At 66.3% G+C, this 15,720-nt stretch carries 19 protein-coding genes; 9 read left to right on the forward strand and 10 right to left on the reverse strand.

The features are described from left to right. The 5 genes from ACOCEP_RS06020 to ACOCEP_RS06040 all read right to left on the reverse strand — a co-directional run bounded on the left by ACOCEP_RS06020 (position 1) and on the right by ACOCEP_RS06040 (position 5,110). A complete protein-coding gene (locus ACOCEP_RS06020) occupies positions 1–1,650 on the reverse strand; it encodes a replication initiator (protein ID WP_482336203.1) in 1,650 nt (549 codons plus the stop codon). Then, entirely contained in the window at positions 1,647–3,230 is a 1,584-nt protein-coding gene (locus ACOCEP_RS06025) for an FtsK/SpoIIIE domain-containing protein (RefSeq protein WP_482336205.1), read from the reverse strand. Before ACOCEP_RS06025 ends, ACOCEP_RS06020 begins: the two co-directional genes overlap by 4 nt. 335 nt (positions 3,231–3,565) lie before the next feature. Then, on the reverse strand, positions 3,566–3,865 hold the full coding sequence (locus ACOCEP_RS06030) for a helix-turn-helix domain-containing protein (RefSeq protein ID WP_482336206.1): 300 nt from the start codon (positions 3,863–3,865) through the stop codon (positions 3,566–3,568). Further along, the gene (locus ACOCEP_RS06035) at positions 3,858–4,109 is read right to left on the reverse strand and encodes an AMED_5909 family protein (RefSeq protein ID WP_465327391.1); all 252 of its coding nucleotides are present in this window, start codon (positions 4,107–4,109) and stop codon (positions 3,858–3,860) included. The genes ACOCEP_RS06030 and ACOCEP_RS06035 overlap by 8 nt, the downstream gene beginning before the upstream one ends. A gap of 542 nt (positions 4,110–4,651) precedes the next feature. Continuing rightward, positions 4,652–5,110 (reverse strand): hypothetical protein, encoded by a 459-nt coding sequence (locus tag ACOCEP_RS06040; protein ID WP_125790294.1) that lies wholly within the window; start codon positions 5,108–5,110, stop codon positions 4,652–4,654. Positions 5,111–5,271: 161 nt separating this feature from the next. On the opposite strand from ACOCEP_RS06040, the gene ACOCEP_RS06045 reads away from it, so the two are divergent. Together ACOCEP_RS06045 and ACOCEP_RS06050 are read left to right on the forward strand one after the other, a co-directional pair. After that, positions 5,272–6,156: a hypothetical protein gene (locus tag ACOCEP_RS06045; protein ID WP_482336207.1), complete on the forward strand. Its 885-nt coding sequence runs from the start codon at positions 5,272–5,274 to the stop codon at positions 6,154–6,156. A gap of 10 nt (positions 6,157–6,166) precedes the next feature. Next, on the forward strand, positions 6,167–6,637 hold the full coding sequence (locus tag ACOCEP_RS06050; RefSeq protein WP_482336208.1) for an NUDIX hydrolase: 471 nt from the start codon (positions 6,167–6,169) through the stop codon (positions 6,635–6,637). Here the strand turns inward: ACOCEP_RS06050 and ACOCEP_RS06055 are convergent. Together ACOCEP_RS06055 and ACOCEP_RS06060 are read right to left on the reverse strand one after the other, a co-directional pair. Continuing rightward, a complete protein-coding gene (locus tag ACOCEP_RS06055) occupies positions 6,628–7,188 on the reverse strand; it encodes an HD domain-containing protein (RefSeq protein ID WP_482336209.1) in 561 nt (186 codons plus the stop codon). The genes ACOCEP_RS06050 and ACOCEP_RS06055 overlap by 10 nt on opposite strands. 93 nt (positions 7,189–7,281) lie before the next feature. Then, on the reverse strand, positions 7,282–8,550 hold the full coding sequence (locus tag ACOCEP_RS06060; protein ID WP_482336210.1) for a P-loop NTPase family protein: 1,269 nt from the start codon (positions 8,548–8,550) through the stop codon (positions 7,282–7,284). Between the two features lie 448 nt (positions 8,551–8,998). Between ACOCEP_RS06060 and ACOCEP_RS06065 the strand changes: the two genes are divergently transcribed. From ACOCEP_RS06065 to mscL, 4 genes are all read left to right on the forward strand, one after another. Further along, positions 8,999–9,127, forward strand: coding sequence for a hypothetical protein (locus ACOCEP_RS06065; RefSeq protein ID WP_482336211.1), 129 nt, complete (start codon positions 8,999–9,001; stop codon positions 9,125–9,127). Positions 9,128–9,871: 744 nt separating this feature from the next. Further along, positions 9,872–10,183: an FmdB family zinc ribbon protein gene (locus tag ACOCEP_RS06070; protein WP_482336212.1), complete on the forward strand. Its 312-nt coding sequence runs from the start codon at positions 9,872–9,874 to the stop codon at positions 10,181–10,183. A gap of 116 nt (positions 10,184–10,299) precedes the next feature. Beyond that, positions 10,300–10,941, forward strand: coding sequence for an SAF domain-containing protein (locus ACOCEP_RS06075; protein ID WP_482336213.1), 642 nt, complete (start codon positions 10,300–10,302; stop codon positions 10,939–10,941). A 96-nt stretch (positions 10,942–11,037) separates the two neighbouring features. Continuing rightward, positions 11,038–11,442: a large-conductance mechanosensitive channel protein MscL gene (gene mscL, locus ACOCEP_RS06080; RefSeq protein ID WP_482336214.1), complete on the forward strand. Its 405-nt coding sequence runs from the start codon at positions 11,038–11,040 to the stop codon at positions 11,440–11,442. A gap of 6 nt (positions 11,443–11,448) precedes the next feature. Here the strand turns inward: mscL and ACOCEP_RS06085 are convergent, their stop codons facing one another. Then, the gene (locus ACOCEP_RS06085) at positions 11,449–11,622 is read right to left on the reverse strand and encodes a hypothetical protein (RefSeq protein ID WP_482336215.1); all 174 of its coding nucleotides are present in this window, start codon (positions 11,620–11,622) and stop codon (positions 11,449–11,451) included. A gap of 55 nt (positions 11,623–11,677) precedes the next feature. Between ACOCEP_RS06085 and ACOCEP_RS06090 the strand changes: the two genes are divergently transcribed. Further along, positions 11,678–11,956, forward strand: coding sequence for a hypothetical protein (locus ACOCEP_RS06090; RefSeq protein ID WP_482336216.1), 279 nt, complete (start codon positions 11,678–11,680; stop codon positions 11,954–11,956). Here the strand turns inward: ACOCEP_RS06090 and ACOCEP_RS06095 are convergent. Further along, the gene (locus ACOCEP_RS06095) at positions 11,953–12,453 is read right to left on the reverse strand and encodes a MogA/MoaB family molybdenum cofactor biosynthesis protein (protein ID WP_005155592.1); all 501 of its coding nucleotides are present in this window, start codon (positions 12,451–12,453) and stop codon (positions 11,953–11,955) included. The genes ACOCEP_RS06090 and ACOCEP_RS06095 overlap by 4 nt on opposite strands. Before the next feature lie 122 nt (positions 12,454–12,575). Between ACOCEP_RS06095 and ACOCEP_RS06100 the strand changes: the two genes are divergently transcribed. Both ACOCEP_RS06100 and ACOCEP_RS06105 read left to right on the forward strand, forming a co-directional pair. Beyond that, positions 12,576–13,637, forward strand: coding sequence for an NAD-dependent epimerase/dehydratase family protein (locus ACOCEP_RS06100; RefSeq protein ID WP_482336217.1), 1,062 nt, complete (start codon positions 12,576–12,578; stop codon positions 13,635–13,637). Between the two features lie 71 nt (positions 13,638–13,708). Then, a complete protein-coding gene (locus tag ACOCEP_RS06105) occupies positions 13,709–14,512 on the forward strand; it encodes an MBL fold metallo-hydrolase (RefSeq protein ID WP_482336219.1) in 804 nt (267 codons plus the stop codon). A 1-nt stretch (position 14,513) separates the two neighbouring features. Here the strand turns inward: ACOCEP_RS06105 and ACOCEP_RS06110 are convergent, their stop codons facing one another. Next, positions 14,514–15,680 carry a serine hydrolase domain-containing protein gene (locus ACOCEP_RS06110; protein WP_482336220.1) on the reverse strand — a complete coding sequence of 389 codons (1,167 nt, stop codon included), beginning with the start codon at positions 15,678–15,680 and terminating at the stop codon, positions 14,514–14,516. Positions 15,681–15,720 lie beyond the last annotated feature (40 nt).

The raw sequence follows: 15,720 nt of genomic DNA on the forward strand, positions 1-15,720 counted from the left end.
TCAGGCTGCCAGCGAAGTTGCCGAAGTTTCCGGACCTTCGCCGGGTGGCCCCTGCGCCGCGAGTAGCGCCCGGTCGTACTCGGCCTTCCAGGTGATCCGTTCGGAGATGGCGCGCATCACCAGGTGGTCCCGTGGTGGACAGTGGGTGTCTCCGGGCTCGACCTTGCGCCAGACGAACCGGTCCGGTTCGGGTTGATCCTTGGTGATGCCGACAGCAGCCAGCGCGTCCAGGACGAAGCCCTTCCGGTCTGCCTTGTGATCGGCCACGGTCTTGCCGGACCATTTCCGGGACACCAGCACCCGCCGCCCCGGCAGCCCGAGCGTCGTTCGACGGTGAGCGCGTCCCTTGCAGTGACCGGGAACGGTCTTTCCGCTGGCTCCCTTGGGATTGATGCCGTACAGCAGCCACACCGCGCACCGAGGCGAACACGGGGTCACCGACAGTTCCGCGTGAAGCCGGTCGTGGTGATCCCGCTGCGCGGCAGTGTCCGCGTCAACCACCTCACCTGTGGACTTGGTCAGGTACTTGGTGAGGTAGCCGATGTGACGCCCCGATTCCTCCGTGCCGCCCAAGATCCCCTTGGAGTGCACCTGACGGCCGAACGTGACCACATGCGCCGGTTCCTCCACCGCCTCCACGGCCTCATCCCACGACGGCAGCGCTTCCCGAGTGTCCGGGTCCACAAACGTCCGGAAACGCATGTCCCACAAAGGTTCCCGATCGGTGTAGACGATCTCGTCATGGTTGGGCCACCACACCTGGTGATAGGTGGCCTCCGTGACCATCCGGATGACCTCGTGCGAGATGGAGCCCCGTAGGGCGGTGTGCAGGTGCGGAGCCGCCCGCCGTTGGGGTTCCACGGTGGCGAAGTACTGCACGTCCCAGCCGACCACCCGCCGCAGGTTCTGCCACCACCTGTCCACCAGCGCCGAGAAGTGCACCGCGTCCCGAGCAGCCCGCCGGTAGTCATACGTCGAGGGGTTCACCGGCGAGCCATCGGACCGCACCGGGCCGTAGGTGTCGCAGGTGAGCGTGACGAACATCGACGGCCGGAACCGCCCCGCGAACTCACGGCCCACGGTGGTCTTGGCGACCTTGCGGCGTGGCAAGTTCGGCGCGTCCTGCCGCCGCTTGGTCGACCGCTTCACCGGACGCTTCTCCGGGACGTCAAGGGCAGGCAGGCGACCCGTCATCCCCGACGCCCGCAGCTCCTCGTCCACCGAGGCGACCTCTGCCCGCAGCTCCTCCATCTCGACCTCGTCACCCACCGCCAGCGCCTCCCGGTAGGCCGCCGCCAGATCAGCCCGGAACGCCACCAGCTCCGTTTGCGTCGTCGACGGCACTTCCCGTTCGATGACGGGTTCCTCGGTCATGTGCCAGCCCTCACGGCACTGTGCCTGACGGAGCGCTTTTGCCTTGCGCGCACAAGGAAGGCACACCGATTCCACCGTCGACCCGCACGGCACGGGCACGTAGCGGATCTCGCCGGTTTCGGTGTCCCCGACCTCCATCGTGAAGGGCCGGACACACACGCCGTGCTTTTCCGCGGTGGCCTTCACGACCTCCGCCGAGAGCGCACCGCGGATTCGTCCATTCGTGGCCGGCGGGGAGGCCGGACCTGTGCCGACCTGGTGATTTGTCGTGGTCATGCCGTCCCCCTCTCGCCGCGCCGGTCTGACAGGTGGATGACCGAGGCACCGCCGTTGGTGACGTAGTGCTCCAGATGCTTGATGGTCTGGTCCGGAACCCACCCGGCCCGCACGCGCAGGGGTTCGCGGATGCCCTCGCCCCATACGTAGCCGACACCGGCCGCCGACTCCGGAATCCGGTTCGCCCACGCCCCACGCTCATAGGCACCGTCCCCGAGGACCATCGGGACCTGACTCTTCGCGGTCACCCGCAGGCAGATACGGCGGGTGAACAGCTCCCGCACCGGAACCGTTTCCTTGGTCGGCTCCTGGACATAGCCCCGGACCGCGAACCCGAGCGCCCGCCCCTGCGTGGTCAGGATCGCGACCCGTTCCACGATCGCGTCACGGGTCTTACGGTCGGTGTAGCGAGTCAGAGCGCCGATCTCGTCGAACTCCAGCAGCTCCACCGGATACTCCGTCGAGACCGGGACCTGACGAGTGTTCCCGGCGAAGACGCGCTTCCGGTTCTCCAGCTCCTCCATTAGCGCGTCGAGGACGTCCAGGGCTTCCTTGCCGGACACCCCGTAGCGGGCGAAGATCCCGCGACCGTAAGCAAGTTCGACCGCCTTCGGGTCGATCCCGGACACCCGGACGAGACCGGCGCGGATCGGTGCCGCAGCCGACACCAGCGGAGCCCACAGGACCGAGCCCTTCCCCGACCCCGACGCACCAGCCACGAGCGTGTGCGCGCCACCACCGACCAGCGGCAGCGTCCACGGCGTCCCGTACTCCGTCGAACCCGCGTACACCGCCCTCAGATCCACTCCCGAGCCATCCACGGACACCATCTCCGGGACCGGCAAGCACGTCACCGCTTCGTCGAGCAGATCACGGCGCATGAAGTCGATGGACACCACATCCGGCTCAAGCTCCCGCACCTGACAGCGGGACACCTTGCACGCCACCGCCAGCTCCCGCGCGACCTCGTCGAAGTCTTCCGGCTTCTGCCCAGGAACCAGCCGGACCCGGACCTCATCCCACGACGGGCCGGAGCGGACCGACAGCAGTTTTGGCACTGCCACCCCGGACGCTTGACGAGCCTTCGCGACCGCCTCACGCTTGCGCCGACGAGATACCAGGTTCACCGTCACGTCGACCGGGATCGCGTCATCCCGGACAGTCAGCCCGCAGGCGTGCAGCCAACCGGCGAGTTTCCGCCCGTAGAGCGCCCAGCGCAGCCACCACGCCCGCAGCCACCGCCCACACCACTGGTCGTACCCGACCTCATCGAGCCGCCACCAGACGAGCAGCACAGCCGCCAGCACGCCGACCGTGACGACGAGGGACACCCAGCCCAGCACCGTGCACCAGGCCCACAACGCCAGCAGCGCCAGGCAGGTGCGCCAGTGCCCGACGAGTTGCCGAACAATCCAGCCGACCGCCCGCAGCAGGCCCCACAGCGCCACACCGAGCACCGCCAACGCGGCCAGCGCCTCGAACACACTCGCCAGCACACGGCCGACCTTGGCCAGCACCCACAACACCACCGCCAGGCCCCCGCCGACCGCAAGGGTGGTCATGATCTCCTGCGTGTTCATCACCGACCACCCCGCAGACCAGCAGCGGGAACCACGATCGGCAGCGGCAGCATCCCCAGGCACGGGGAGCACTTCTCCTCACCCGGCAGCAGCCGAGCGAACCGTTTGCATTCCGTACAGCGCGTTCGGGTGACCCCCGTTGACTCGCACTGTGTGCCGTCATTTATCTTCGTCATTGTTCACTGCTCCAGTGGACAGGCGCAGAACCGGAACAGGTTGGTAGCCAAGGGCCGGTTCTGCGTTTTAAGGGACACTTTTTAGCCACGTGAGGACGCGTTTATTCGCCACACGTCCCCACGTGCGAAAATTTCGATATTCAGTTCTTACCTATCTGGTCAGTCCTGCGACCGTGCACGCTCCTTACGTTCGAACTCCCGAAGCGCGACCAACCACACGTGCTCCCGTGCGAGGTCTAGGCCATCCGCCAGGCGGACCGCTGTAGTCACCGTGGTCAACGACCGTTCGCCCCGCTCCAGTTGGCCGAGGTGCCGAGGGCTGATGCCGGATCGCGCGGCCAGTTGAGCTTGGGTCAGCCGCCGAAATCGACGTGCCCGCCGCAACCATTGCGCCGCCGTCTTGCCGTCCAACATCGAGCCGTCGCCGTTGCCTCCCCATTCCTGCACGCTGCTAGGCATCCGATTTCTCCGCCTGAATCCTCGCGGCCAGTTCTTCCGCCTTGCCGTCCTCGTGCGCGACCCAGTACCGAATCTCGTGGTGATGAAAGCGGTCCACATCGGACACCGCGCGATACATTTTGGCGTTGGCCTGCCGCCATTTCAGCCACGTCGACAGGCTCGCCCCTGGCAGCGGACGAGTCGCTGCCGCAACGTCGTGCGCATCCTTGAGTGTTTGCGGCTCATTCCTGCCCGGAGTCGTCATCACAGGCCCCGGTCCGTGCGCGGCTTTCGAGCAGTGCCGCCAGTTCGTCCGCGCAATCGCGGAGTCGGCGAAGGAAGACGGCCCGGCTCAGCCAGTCGCCCCGATGTTCGGGAGGACGGATCGTCAGCGATCCCGCTGTGCCCGACAGCACCAGCACCGGGGGCGACCCCGGACCCGAACCAGTCTCCTCCACCGTCACCTCGTCCCACGGGCTGATCACCCACGTTGGGCCGAACCCCTCCCGCATACTCGTCACCTCCCGCCTTGCGTTCCCACTGCCGTGCCTGGTCCTCGAAGGCTTGCGCGGCGGACCCCACGGCGGCGACCACCCACCACGGCAGGTCGGGATCACTGCCCAGCGCTCGCCATGCCTGAGCGACCAACCGCGACGCCGCCGCCATCTCTCGCGCAACATCCGGATTCGCGCCCCGCGACCGTGCATCCACGTCCGCCGCGTCCCGATAAACGCGATACGCCGACTCCCACGCAGACACCTGCTTTTTCGACGTCACGACACCACTTCCCTCTAGAAGTCAGTGCCGTCACGCGGCCTTGGCCGAGGACTCACCCGCCGTCGACCGGGAAGCCTTCCCGCCCGCACCACTTCCCGCCGCCTTGAATCCGGTAGCGCGGAACACGTAGGACAGGTACTTGTACTCACCCTGCCCGGCCACCTTCGGCTCAGCGGTCAACCCGTCCAGCTCCACCGGCCGCATCCCCGGCATCACCTCAGCCGTCGTCGGCACCGGCTGCACATCGGCCAGCAACGTGATCTCGAACGAAGCCCGCTTCGCCTTCGTCTCACCGGGGTCGGTCGCCATGAACTTCCACTGCCGCTTCCCCGTCACCTCGTCCACCCGCTGCCTCGTCGGCCGCCCCTGCGCCCTCTCCTCACGCGACTGATATTCGTTGTCCGGCGAAACCTCGCCCACCATCACAAGACCCTGCGGAAACGCGTCATCGTGGTCAACGCTGAATCGGATACCCTTTTCGATCGCCATGTCGTAGTGAACCTTCCCGCTTGTCGGATACGCCTTTACCGGCGTACCTACAACAATCGGCCAAATGAGTGTCCCGTCACGACACCGTCTCGGTCTCACCTCACAGCGTCTCGCACTCACCTTGTCTCGTCTTGTCTCGTCTCCCGTGCTACGTTGGTCTCATGAGCCCCGACACCGCAGCTCAGGATGCCCGGCCGATCGTCCTCAAAGTCCTGCTCAGAGGACGACACTTGCAGAGCTACCGCGCGTTCTGCCGCGAGTACGACAAAGTGGCCGAGAAGGTCGACAAGAGCCTGCGGGGCAGCTTTCCCAGCAAAGCGCAGTTCTACCGATGGCTATCCGGCGAACTCGTCGGCCTGCCCTACGCCGACCACTGCCGAATCCTTGAAGCAATGCTTCCCGGCTGGCAAGCCGAACAACTCTTCGAGTTTCACGACGGTGGAATCGAGTTCGTCCCCGAACCGACTGCGTCGCCGACGAGCCAGGCCATTAATCCGCCAAGCTCCGCGATGGAACCGCGCGGCAACCCGGAAGTCGTCGAAGTCTTCTCGCACCGGAACGCGATCCCTGCCGACCTGTGGACTCGACTGCTGGACGACAGCGGGGAACGCATCGACATTCTTTGCCTGGCCGCCCTGTTCCTCGTTGAACGACCGACGTTTGCGAAGCAGATCAAGCAGAAAGCCAGTGATGGGGCCAAAATTCGACTTCTGTTCGGCGATCCCGACGCGGACGAGGCCACCAAGCGCAGCGAAGAGGAACAGCTCGACGCACGCACCGTTTCCGCTCGCATCCGCAACGCACTAGCGTTCCTGCGCCCGCTCGATGGCGTACCCGGCGTAGAGGCGCGGCTGCACACGACCACGCTGTACAACTCGGTGTTCCGGTTCGACGACGAGATGGTCATCAACACCCATGTGTACGGCCTTCCGGGAGCACATGCCCCCGCTCTGCACCTCCGGCAGGCACCGAAGGGCGACATGTTCGAGACGTACATGGAGAGCTTCGAGACCGTCTGGACTGCCGCCAAGCCGCTGACCTGGTAGGCAAGGAGCTATGGCACGTCGAGACCACTACCACGAACCGAACGCGCCGGAGGCGAACTCACTGCGGGTCGCCGTCAGCGCGTTCATCCTGGACGAGGCTGGCCGGCTGCTGATGATCCGGCGCACCGACAACGACCGATACGCCATCCCCGGCGGCGGTCAGGAGTTCGGCGAAACGGTGACCCAGGCCGTAATCCGCGAGGCCGAGGAAGAGACTGGCCTGACCGTCGACGTCACCGGGTTCATCGGGATCTTCTCCGACCCCCACTACGTCATCGAGTACGACGACGGCGAGGTCCGCCAGGAGTTCTCGCTCTGCTTCCGCGCCCGCCCCCTGTCCGGCGACCTGCGCACGAGCAGCGAGAGCAAAGAGGTTCTGTGGGTCGAGCCAGCCAAGCTGGACGGCCTCAACATCCACCCCGCCATCCGGCTCAGGATCGCCCGCGGCTTCGAGAGTTCCGACCAGCCGTTCTATACATAATCGATGCGCGCAGCCCGCAACCGAGCTTCCGTCCGCTCGACAGCACCCGCCAGTTCCGGCTGCGCCATCCGGATGAAGGTAGACACGACATCATCCGGCCCGTACCGCTGCTGAATCTCTGCCGCGCGCTCTTCGAAGGTGACGATCTCTCCAGATGGCGAGGTCGTCATGTCAGCCCACCACAGCGCGTCCCTCAGCGGCGTTCGCTCGTCGATCCAATCAGCAAGCTCTTCGGTCAGACCCCGCAATTCAGCCTCTTGGTACGCCGCCGAATGATGCGCCACCAACGCACACAGGCGCTCCGGAGCCTCAATCTCCCGGAGGTACCGCGCGCCATCCAGCGCATGCAGCCCCGTTAGCGCAAGTTCGGACGCATACCCAATGTCATGAAGGAAGGCTGCCGCTGCTAGCAGGTCCGCATCATCAGCAGATAGCAGCTTCATGACCTGACGGACCCGCTCACGAACCCCTCGGACGTGATTCCACCGACGCGGCAGCGGCTTCCTAAGTTCCCGGGCCGCCACGCTCCCAGCCCACGTCGTCAGCTCCATTTACCCACGATACCTACCACAGATCGCTAGTATTAGCACGTGAGCTCGATAAGGCCACCAAGACTCCGAGTTCGGCCTCGGAATTAAATTCACTCAAACTTGATTGGTAAGCTCAACGGTTTCTCGCCCACCCCATCGAAGGTAGTAGGCAAAATAGGGATCCGAGATGTGAAGGACATCTTCCTCCGGATCCCAGTCAACAACCGGCTCACCCTCAAGATCCTCTTTTGCAATGAGAGACATCTTTTCGAGGACTTGAGTCACCTCGTTACGCTGAGGCTGATCGGTCGCCAAGACCTTCCTGATAGCAGCACGCAAGTCCTCGTAGCGAATACTGACCGTAGGCCCCGTAGTTGCGATAGCTTCCAGAACAACCCCGTAAATATCCACAATCCTGCCATCGACCAAGCGTCGCCGAATGCGGTCCTGCCGTTGGCGTCGACCTCTAGCAAGACGATCAAAGGCAGCTTTCGAAGAACCGGAAGCACGCTCCTCGAAAAAAGCTTCCCAACCCGACTCGGGAGGCTTCAGGGTAAACTTTCGTTTCACAGTCTTCGGGATACGGTTCTCCTGGCAGATACCCAAGCAAAATTGCTGCATGAGATGAGGACTTGAGAAGGTCTCCAACGCTAATTCCTTAGCGATTTCTTCATTTTTGTCAGCAACGTTTAGCGCCGCAAAGCCTTCCCGTGCAATCTTTAGGAGATCTTCTCTATCCCAGAATCCAACCTCAAGAACCTTCACGCGGCCAGTCATCTCAGTTTCGATCTTAACCGCATCATAAGCGCGATGCGGAACCGAGACGAGGATCACCGGAAGGCCTTCAAAAACGAGAGACTTTAGAAATCGGACAATCCGGAGCTGGGTTTCTTTCTTGATATAGTGAAAGTCATCGATAACCAGTGGGACTCCCCCACTCGAAAGCGCCTCCTTTGTCGCCACACTTGGCGACCTAACCGCCTTCGTATTAACCCCACTAGCAGTCTTGGTAGAGGATGCGTTCTTTTGGTCAACCGACGCTACCCCCACATTAACGCGCCCAGTCCGATCCATGCCATCGAGGATTTCCTCGTTCGCCGAACGCTGAACTTCGGTCGGGACATCGAAGTGATCGAGAATCGCGGAACAAAAGTCATCGAAAGAACCTAGTTGCCCTCCCTCAATGACGAGGGCATCACTTACAACATGTCGCACTAGAACGGTTTTACCAGTCTTAGTGGGGCCAGAGATGGAAAGTATCTCGTTGCCTCCAAAATCAAGATGGTCTGACAGCCGACCTTCCAGCTCACTGCGAGACTGATACGTGACAGTCGGGCGCCCGCCAGGAACGAACACGTCTTTCGCCAGAAACGTCTTCTTCATACGGTCACCCGTTTCGATCTTCGCCGACAGCTCGGCCGCTTATCATACGACGCGGTGCCATAAGCCATGCTTCGGGGACATCGTTTGCCGAACTTGGCTCTATGGGATCAAGGCGCCGCCCTTGGCGGCGCGCGGGTCACCACCCGTCCGGCGGGCTACGCCCAAGAGGCGACGCCGGCCTCCCGCTCCGCTCCGGCAGGCGCCGCCGGGCGAGCCCGCCGAAGGGCAGCACCCGCAGCGCGCCGCCGCTACAACGTTGATGCGCACGTCATGCGCATACCAATCCCCCGCGTGTCTTCCCGGTTGCCGCACCGTCGAGCTTCTACTCTGGCTCCGAAGCCTGCTCCAGTCGCTTCCTCGGACGGCCGTCGAGGAAGCGCCCTGGCTCTCGACGCTGCCGGGTACAGCGCCCGTGCGGTGCCTCAGGGGATGAGGTAGGTGAAGGCCCATGTCTCGACGGGGCCGGAAGAACCGGTTCACCGTCAGCATCACCGGCAAGGTGACACTGACGGTGAACCAGGCAGTAACCGTGGTCGTGCTGGTCCTGCTAGGCGTCGCAACCTGGTACCAGCGCTGACCTGCGGTATTTCGTCGCCGGGGCTGCTCTTTCGGCAGCTCCGGCGATGAGCTTCCGGGTCTGTATACAGACCCGGCCGTGCCAATGTAATGCCGGGGTGTACCCACACCGGGGATGCTGCTCGGCATGTTCTGCACAAATCTGCTGAAATCTGCTGAAATCTGCGATGCAAGCCAGGCCCTCGCGGCACAGAGCCGAGTGCCGCCGAGTGACCAGTTCCTCGCTGCGCGATCGTTTAACACCAGCCCGCCAGCATCAAGGGCGCCTGCGGCGTCGCTGCGCGATGAGCTGCGCTCCCCCTTGACTCTGGCAGCCCGGTGCTAACAGCGGCGGGGGCGAGGAAAACAGGGGCAGACTGCCACCACGTGATGCCAGGTCTCCCGGAGCTGACCAAGAACCATCACCGTCGACCGACAGCCAGCTGGCCAGGAGGGTCGACGATCGGCCTCTACCGAGCGCCGGGCGGGGGCAGATCTACGGCGTCTGATCTGCGCGAGATTCGATCCGGCTTGTACGACGAATCAGCCCGGCAAGGGCGCACACTCGGAGACCGCCCAGCTCATGACGGCTCGTACCCTGGACCGGAGCCGATCTCGGTCCGGCACGGAACAGGTACGGAACAGAGGGCGTGACCAGGTCCTCATGTGACCTTGGGAAACCTTGTTTGACCTGCGTCGGAATGCCCCGGTACCGTTAGGCGTTAGCACTCTTGTCGGCTGAGTGCCAATGCACGAAGGAGCAGCAGTGCCCACCTACCAGTACGCCTGCAAGGAATGCGACCACGCTTTCGAGGCCGTGCAGTCGTTCTCCGACGCGAGCTTGACCGTGTGCCCGCAGTGCTCGGGCCCGCTTCGCAAGGTCTTCAGCTCGGTCGGCGTGGTCTTCAAGGGCAGCGGTTTCTACCGCACCGACTCGCGTGACTCGAAGGCCAGCACCACCTCGGCCCCGGCCAAGTCCGAGACCAAATCGGAGTCGAAGACCGAGTCCAAGCCGGAGTCCAAGAGCGCGGCATCCTCCTCCACGGGTACGACGAAAACGGCCGCCGCCGCTTCCTGACGTCCCGAGTTGTCCACAAGCCCCCGGTTATCCACAGCCGGGGGTTTTCGTTCTTTCCAGGGCCGCGCACCCGCCCCTAACGTCGAGATCATCACCGATCGACGAGGGGGAATCCCGTGCTCTACCACCTGCCCGTCCTGCGAAGACTCCACGGCAGGCCGGCCCGGCTGCTCCGCCGCTGGCTCGCTCTGTCCCTGCTGCTCAGCGGTCTAGTCGCGCTGTTCCTCCCCGCGTCCGCACGCGGCACACCCGGCACCGCGACCGTGGTCTCCGCCCGCGACCTCCCGGCAGGCTCACTGCTGCGCGCCCGGGACGTCAAGCTCGTCGATCTCCCGGACGACGTCCGTCCACAGGGCGCCACCGGCCTGCCGTCGTCGGTGGAAGGACGGATGCTCGTCGGCGCGGCGCGCGCGGGCGAACCGCTGACGGACGTCCGCCTGCTGGACGCGGGCATCCCCGGATCGGGTGATCCCGAGAGCTCGACCGTCCCGGTGAGGCTCGCCGACGCCGGTGTCGCGGAGTTGCTCAGGCCCGGCCGGCGAGTCGACGTCGTCGCGGCCGCCGACGCCGGGCGCGAGGCGTCCGTGCTGGCCAGCGCGGCCGTCGTGGCCGCGGTGGGCGAGCAGGGCACCCGCGATCCGAAGTCCCCCGGCGCCGGGAGCAAGGGACCTTTGGTGCTGCTTTCCCTGCCTTCCGCGATCGCGACACGGGTCGCGGCCACTTCGCTGGAACGGTCCATAACGGTTACCCTCCGCTAGCTCGCGCCTGCCCTGTGGCGGCGGGCGCCTGCGTCCCCCCGGTATGGAGAAGAAAGGGACGGTCGGCGAACCGTCCCAGGTGAAGAGGAGAGCGTCTTGATCAAGGGCTTCAAGGACTTCCTGATGCGCGGGAACGTCGTCGACCTCGCGGTCGCGGTGGTCATCGGCGCCGCGTTCACAGCGATCGTCACGGCCTTCACGAACGGCCTGATCAAACCGCTGATCAACGCCATCGGCGGTTCGGACGCCGCCAAGGGCCTGGGGTTCAACATCCTCAGCGCGAACGACGCGACGTTCATGGACTTCGGCGGCGTGATCAACGCGGCGATCAACTTCGTGATCGTGGCCGCCGTCGTCTACTTCGTGATCGTGCTGCCGGTCAAGCACGTTCAGGAACGACGCAAGCGCGGTGAAGAGGCGGGCCCCGCGGAGCCGACCGACGTCGAGCTGCTCACCGAGATCCGCGACCTGCTGCGCGCGCAGCAGAACCGCGCGAGCTGACCCGGATCACCGGTCGTGATGAGGCGGCCGGTTCTCCAGGAACCACGAGTCGGAGTCCGGGGTGCGCTGCCCCGGCTCTCGCTCGTCGGAGGTCGTGTCCGGCAGGACGTCGCCGAAGATCTCGTCGGCCCGCCGTTTCTCGGCCGCCCGGCGGCGCTTGTCCTCGTCGTCACCTGGCATGACACCCATTTTCGCACCGGTCGCGAGGGCCGCGCGCCGGTGGGACCATCAGCGCATGAGCATCGTCGACAAAGCGAAGGGGCTGGCCGCGCAGGCCATCCACAAAGCGGAAGAGGTCGCGGGCGAAGTCCGTGAGAAGGCCGGGCCGCTGGCCGAGAAGGCGGGCGGCGTGGCGGCCAAGGGTGTCTCGGCGGCGTCGGCCGGGGCGAACAAGGTCACCGGCGGCCGGTTCGAAGACAAGATCGGCCAGGTCACCGAGAAGGTGGAAGGAGTGTTGCACCAGGACAAGAAGGGCGAGCCCGGGACAGAGCCCGGACCCGCGCCCAAGAATTAGGCCTCTTCGAGCCCGGACAGCTCGTCGATCACGTACGGCACCAGCGACGAGAGCGTCGCCATGCCGTCGCGGACGGCCGCGCGCGAACCCGCAAGGTTGACCACCAGCGTGCTGCCGGAGACACCGACGAGCCCGCGGGAGATACCCGCGTCCACCGCGCCGGCGGCGAGGCCGGACGCGCGCAGGGCTTCGCCGATACCCGGGATCGGGCGGTCGAGGACCCCGGCCGTCGCGTCGGGCGTGCGGTCGCGCGGCGAGACGCCGGTGCCGCCGACGGTGATCACCAGGTCGGCACCGCCGATCACGGCGGTGTTGAGCGCGTTGCGGATCGCGGCCGTCTCGGCCTCGACCACGACGACGCCGTCGACGATGAACCCGGCCTCTTCGAGCAGCTCCGTGACCAGCGGTCCCGTGTTGTCCTCGTGTTCGCCGTGGGCGACCCGATCGTCCACGATGACCACCAGTGCGCGGCCCAGCCGTTGTGCGCTCCGTTCCATGGTCACACCGTATCCGGTTTCGGCCGATCTTCGCTTCGGCGGTGCCGCGTAGTTGTGACGATTCCCTGACATGAGCCCACGATCCGGCGCCGGCTCCCGGGATCGCCCCTAGCGTCGGAACGGTGCGAACACTGATAACCGGCGGGGCCGGGTTCGTCGGCTCCCACGTCGCCGATCTGCTGTCCGATCAAGGTGACGAGGTCGTCGTCCTCGACAACCTCCTGAGCACCGCGCACGGTTCGTCGCGCCCGCCCGGATACACCGGCCGCCACCGGTTCCTGCGTGGCGACGTCACCGACACTGAGCTGGTCGCCGAGCTGCTGGACGGGGTCGACGCGGTCTGCCATCAGGCGGCCGTCGTCGGGCACGGTGTCGATCCGTCCGACGCGCCGTCGTACGCGCTGAACAACGACTACGGGACCGCCGTCCTGCTCGCCGCGATGCACCGGGCCGGGGTCCGGAAGCTGGCGCTCGCGTCGTCGATGGTCGTCTACGGCGAAGGTCGCTACGAATGTCCCATCCACGGGATCGTGCCCCCGTCGACGCGGAAGCAGTCCGATGTGGACGCCGGCTGCTTCGAGCCTTCGTGCGCCACTTGCGGCGCCGAACTCGACTGGCGGCTGGTTCCCGAAGACGCGCCGCTGCGGCCGCGAAGCACCTACGCGGCCACCAAGCTCGCGCAGGAACATCTGGCGGCGGCGTGGGCGCGGCAAACCGGCGGAACGGTCTGGGCCCTGCGCTACCACAACGTCTACGGCCCGCGGATGCCGCAGAACACCCCGTACGCGGGCGTCGCGTCGCTGTTCCGTTCCTCGCTCCTGCGCGGCGAGGCGCCGATCGTGCTGGAGGACGGGAAGCAGCAGCGCGACTTCGTGCACGTCCACGACGTGGCGAGGGCGAACGTCCTGGCGCTGCGCGCCGACGGGCCCGAAGGTGACCTGACACCGTTGAACATCTGCTCCGGGCAGCCCCACTCGGTCGGCGAACTCGCCGAGGAACTCGCGAAGGCCTGTGGCGGGCCGTCTCCGAAGATCGCCGGGGGCGCCCGGCCCGCCGACGTCCGCCACGTCGTCGCGGACCCCGCCCGCGCCCGGCGGCTGCTCGGCTTCACCGCGCGAACCGGTTTCGCCGAAGGCATCGCCGGGTTCGCCACCGCTGAGCTGCGGGAACCGGCCGGACTCTGAAACCGGGAACAGACCCGGCCCTCCGCCGGTTGTCGTTCCCGGCAACGGAATCGGCTTTTTTGGGGGTTTTGGTGGGCATCACCGTCGGAGACATCGAGATCGAAGCGCTCGGGGACGGTCTGATCAGGCTGCCGCTCGCGTTCTTCCCGGGTCTCGACCCCGAGGCCCACCCGGAGATCTTCGACGAGGACGGCACCGTGCACGTCCCGACCGGCGCGTACCTGATCCGCGGCGGCGGCCGCACCATCCTCGTCGACACCGGCCTCGGCCCGCGCGAATTCGCCTTCCCGCCGGGGATGACACCTGCCAAGGGCGACCCCACGCCGCCGATGGGCACCGGCGGCGATCTCGCGGCCGCGCTGGACAAGGCGGGCTGCCCGGTCGACGAGATCGACACCGTCTTCCTCACCCACCTGCACAACGACCACATCGGCTGGATCGCGCCCGAAGGCGAACTGACCTTCCCCGGTGCTCAGGTCGTCTTCGGCCAGCTCGACTGGGACGCCTTGATCGCGCCGGCCGGGACGGGTGAATGGAGCCGCGTCGGCATGGAGACCGCCCGCGGCGCGGGGCTGACCGAGGCGATCAGCGGCGACCGGGTCGAGATCGCGCCCGGGATCGTGGCGCGGCACGCTCCCGGGCACACACCCGGCCACTACGTCCTCGACATCACCGCGGACGACGAGCGCCTGCTGCTGCTCGGCGACGTCCTGCACACGCCCGCGCAGCTGACGGACACGCGAGTGGGCTTCCTCGGCGACGTCGACCCGGATCTCGCTCTCCGCACCCGGCAACGCTTCCTCGCGGAAGCGGAAGAGACCGGCGCGATCATCGCGCCGGCCCACTTCCCGGACATGGGGTTCCTGCGGCTCTGACCTACTTGCCGCAGAGCACCTTGTCGGTGAGCAGCTGGTCGGCCTTGGTGTAGGCCTGCCCCAGATCGGCGTCCGAGTCGCCGTAGGTCATGGACAGCTCGAACGTCCGGCTGCCGTCGGGCGTGGCGGCCATGACCGTCCCGTAGCCGTGGAAGCCGCCCATGCCCTTGAGGACGGTGCCGCAGCTCGCCTCCTGAACGTAGATGCCCAGGCCGTAGCCGCCCTTCGGGTGCGGCTTGCGCATCTCGGCGAGCAGCGGGGCCGGCAGGAGCTTTCCGCCCAGCAGCGCGGAGAAGAACGTGTGGAGGTCCTTCGTGGTCGAGATCAGCTCACCGGCGCTGGTCGCCCACGACGGGTTCTGGTTCGTGATGTCGACCGTCTTCCACTGCCCGGGCTTCTCCTCGTAGCGGTAGTAGCCGTGGGCGTGCGGTCCGGGGATACCCGGCCAGGTGCCGGGCACCACGGTGTCGCGCAGCCCGAGCGGCCGCAGGATCCGGCGCTGGAGTTCGTCGCCGTAGGGACGGCCGGCGACCTTCTCGATCACCAGCCCGGCGAGGACGTAGTTGATGTTCGTGTACGTCCAGTCCGTGCCCGGCGCGAACAGCGGCGGCTTGGACAGGCCGAAGCGCACCAGCTCCTCCGGCCGGTAGGTGTGGAACCGGTTGTCCAGGAACTCCTTACCCGTCAAGGGGATTCCCGGGACGATCGTGCCATCGGGCAGCATCGCGCCGGTGTAGTCGAACAGGCCGCTGGTGTGCTGCAACAGCATCCGCACCGTGATCCGCCGGTCGAGGCCGAACTCGGGCAGGTAGCCCGCCACCGGCGCGTCCAGGCCCACCTTGCCCTCCCCCACCAGCTGCAGGACGACGGTGGACACGAAGGTCTTGGTGTTGCTACCGATCCGGAACCGCCCGTTCGTCGGCGGCTTGGCGGCCGAGCCCAGCTCGCGCACCCCGGCGCTGCCGGTCCAGTCACCCCGCGCGTCGTGCACCCGCAGCTGTGTCCCGGCGAAACCGGAAGCGGCGATCTGCTCGGCCATCGCCTGCAGGTCGGGCCGGTCCCGTCCCTTGTCCGCGGCGGCCACGCCGGGCGTGATCCCGGCCAGCAGGGCGGCCGCCACCGCGGTGATCGCCGTCCGTCGGAAGAAGCGCTTCGCTGAAGTCGTCATGGCGGCAACGATCGCGGCCCGCGCTGACACCACGGTGACA

The sequence above is a fragment of the Amycolatopsis sp. CA-211722 genome, assembly GCF_056828465.1.

Bases quoted from the DNA above. Each gene is read 5' to 3' on its own strand.
- ACOCEP_RS06065 (WP_482336211.1), top strand. From the start codon at position 8,999: ATGTCTCGACGGGGCCGGAAGAACCGGTTCACCGTCAGCATCACCGGC.
- ACOCEP_RS06110 (WP_482336220.1), bottom strand. From the start codon at position 15,680: ATGACGACTTCAGCGAAGCGCTTCTTCCGACGGACGGCGATCACCGCG.
- ACOCEP_RS06035 (WP_465327391.1), bottom strand. From the start codon at position 4,109: ATGACGACTCCGGGCAGGAATGAGCCGCAAACACTCAAGGATGCGCAC.
- ACOCEP_RS06085 (WP_482336215.1), bottom strand. From the start codon at position 11,622: ATGCCAGGTGACGACGAGGACAAGCGCCGCCGGGCGGCCGAGAAACGG.
- ACOCEP_RS06030 (WP_482336206.1), bottom strand. From the start codon at position 3,865: ATGCCTAGCAGCGTGCAGGAATGGGGAGGCAACGGCGACGGCTCGATG.
- ACOCEP_RS06025 (WP_482336205.1), bottom strand. From the start codon at position 3,230: ATGAACACGCAGGAGATCATGACCACCCTTGCGGTCGGCGGGGGCCTG.
- ACOCEP_RS06050 (WP_482336208.1), top strand. From the start codon at position 6,167: ATGGCACGTCGAGACCACTACCACGAACCGAACGCGCCGGAGGCGAAC.
- ACOCEP_RS06040 (WP_125790294.1), bottom strand. From the start codon at position 5,110: ATGGCGATCGAAAAGGGTATCCGATTCAGCGTTGACCACGATGACGCG.
- ACOCEP_RS06090 (WP_482336216.1), top strand. From the start codon at position 11,678: ATGAGCATCGTCGACAAAGCGAAGGGGCTGGCCGCGCAGGCCATCCAC.
- ACOCEP_RS06095 (WP_005155592.1), bottom strand. From the start codon at position 12,453: ATGGAACGGAGCGCACAACGGCTGGGCCGCGCACTGGTGGTCATCGTG.
- ACOCEP_RS06020 (WP_482336203.1), bottom strand. From the start codon at position 1,650: ATGACCACGACAAATCACCAGGTCGGCACAGGTCCGGCCTCCCCGCCG.
- ACOCEP_RS06045 (WP_482336207.1), top strand. From the start codon at position 5,272: ATGAGCCCCGACACCGCAGCTCAGGATGCCCGGCCGATCGTCCTCAAA.
- ACOCEP_RS06055 (WP_482336209.1), bottom strand. From the start codon at position 7,188: ATGGAGCTGACGACGTGGGCTGGGAGCGTGGCGGCCCGGGAACTTAGG.
- ACOCEP_RS06060 (WP_482336210.1), bottom strand. From the start codon at position 8,550: ATGAAGAAGACGTTTCTGGCGAAAGACGTGTTCGTTCCTGGCGGGCGC.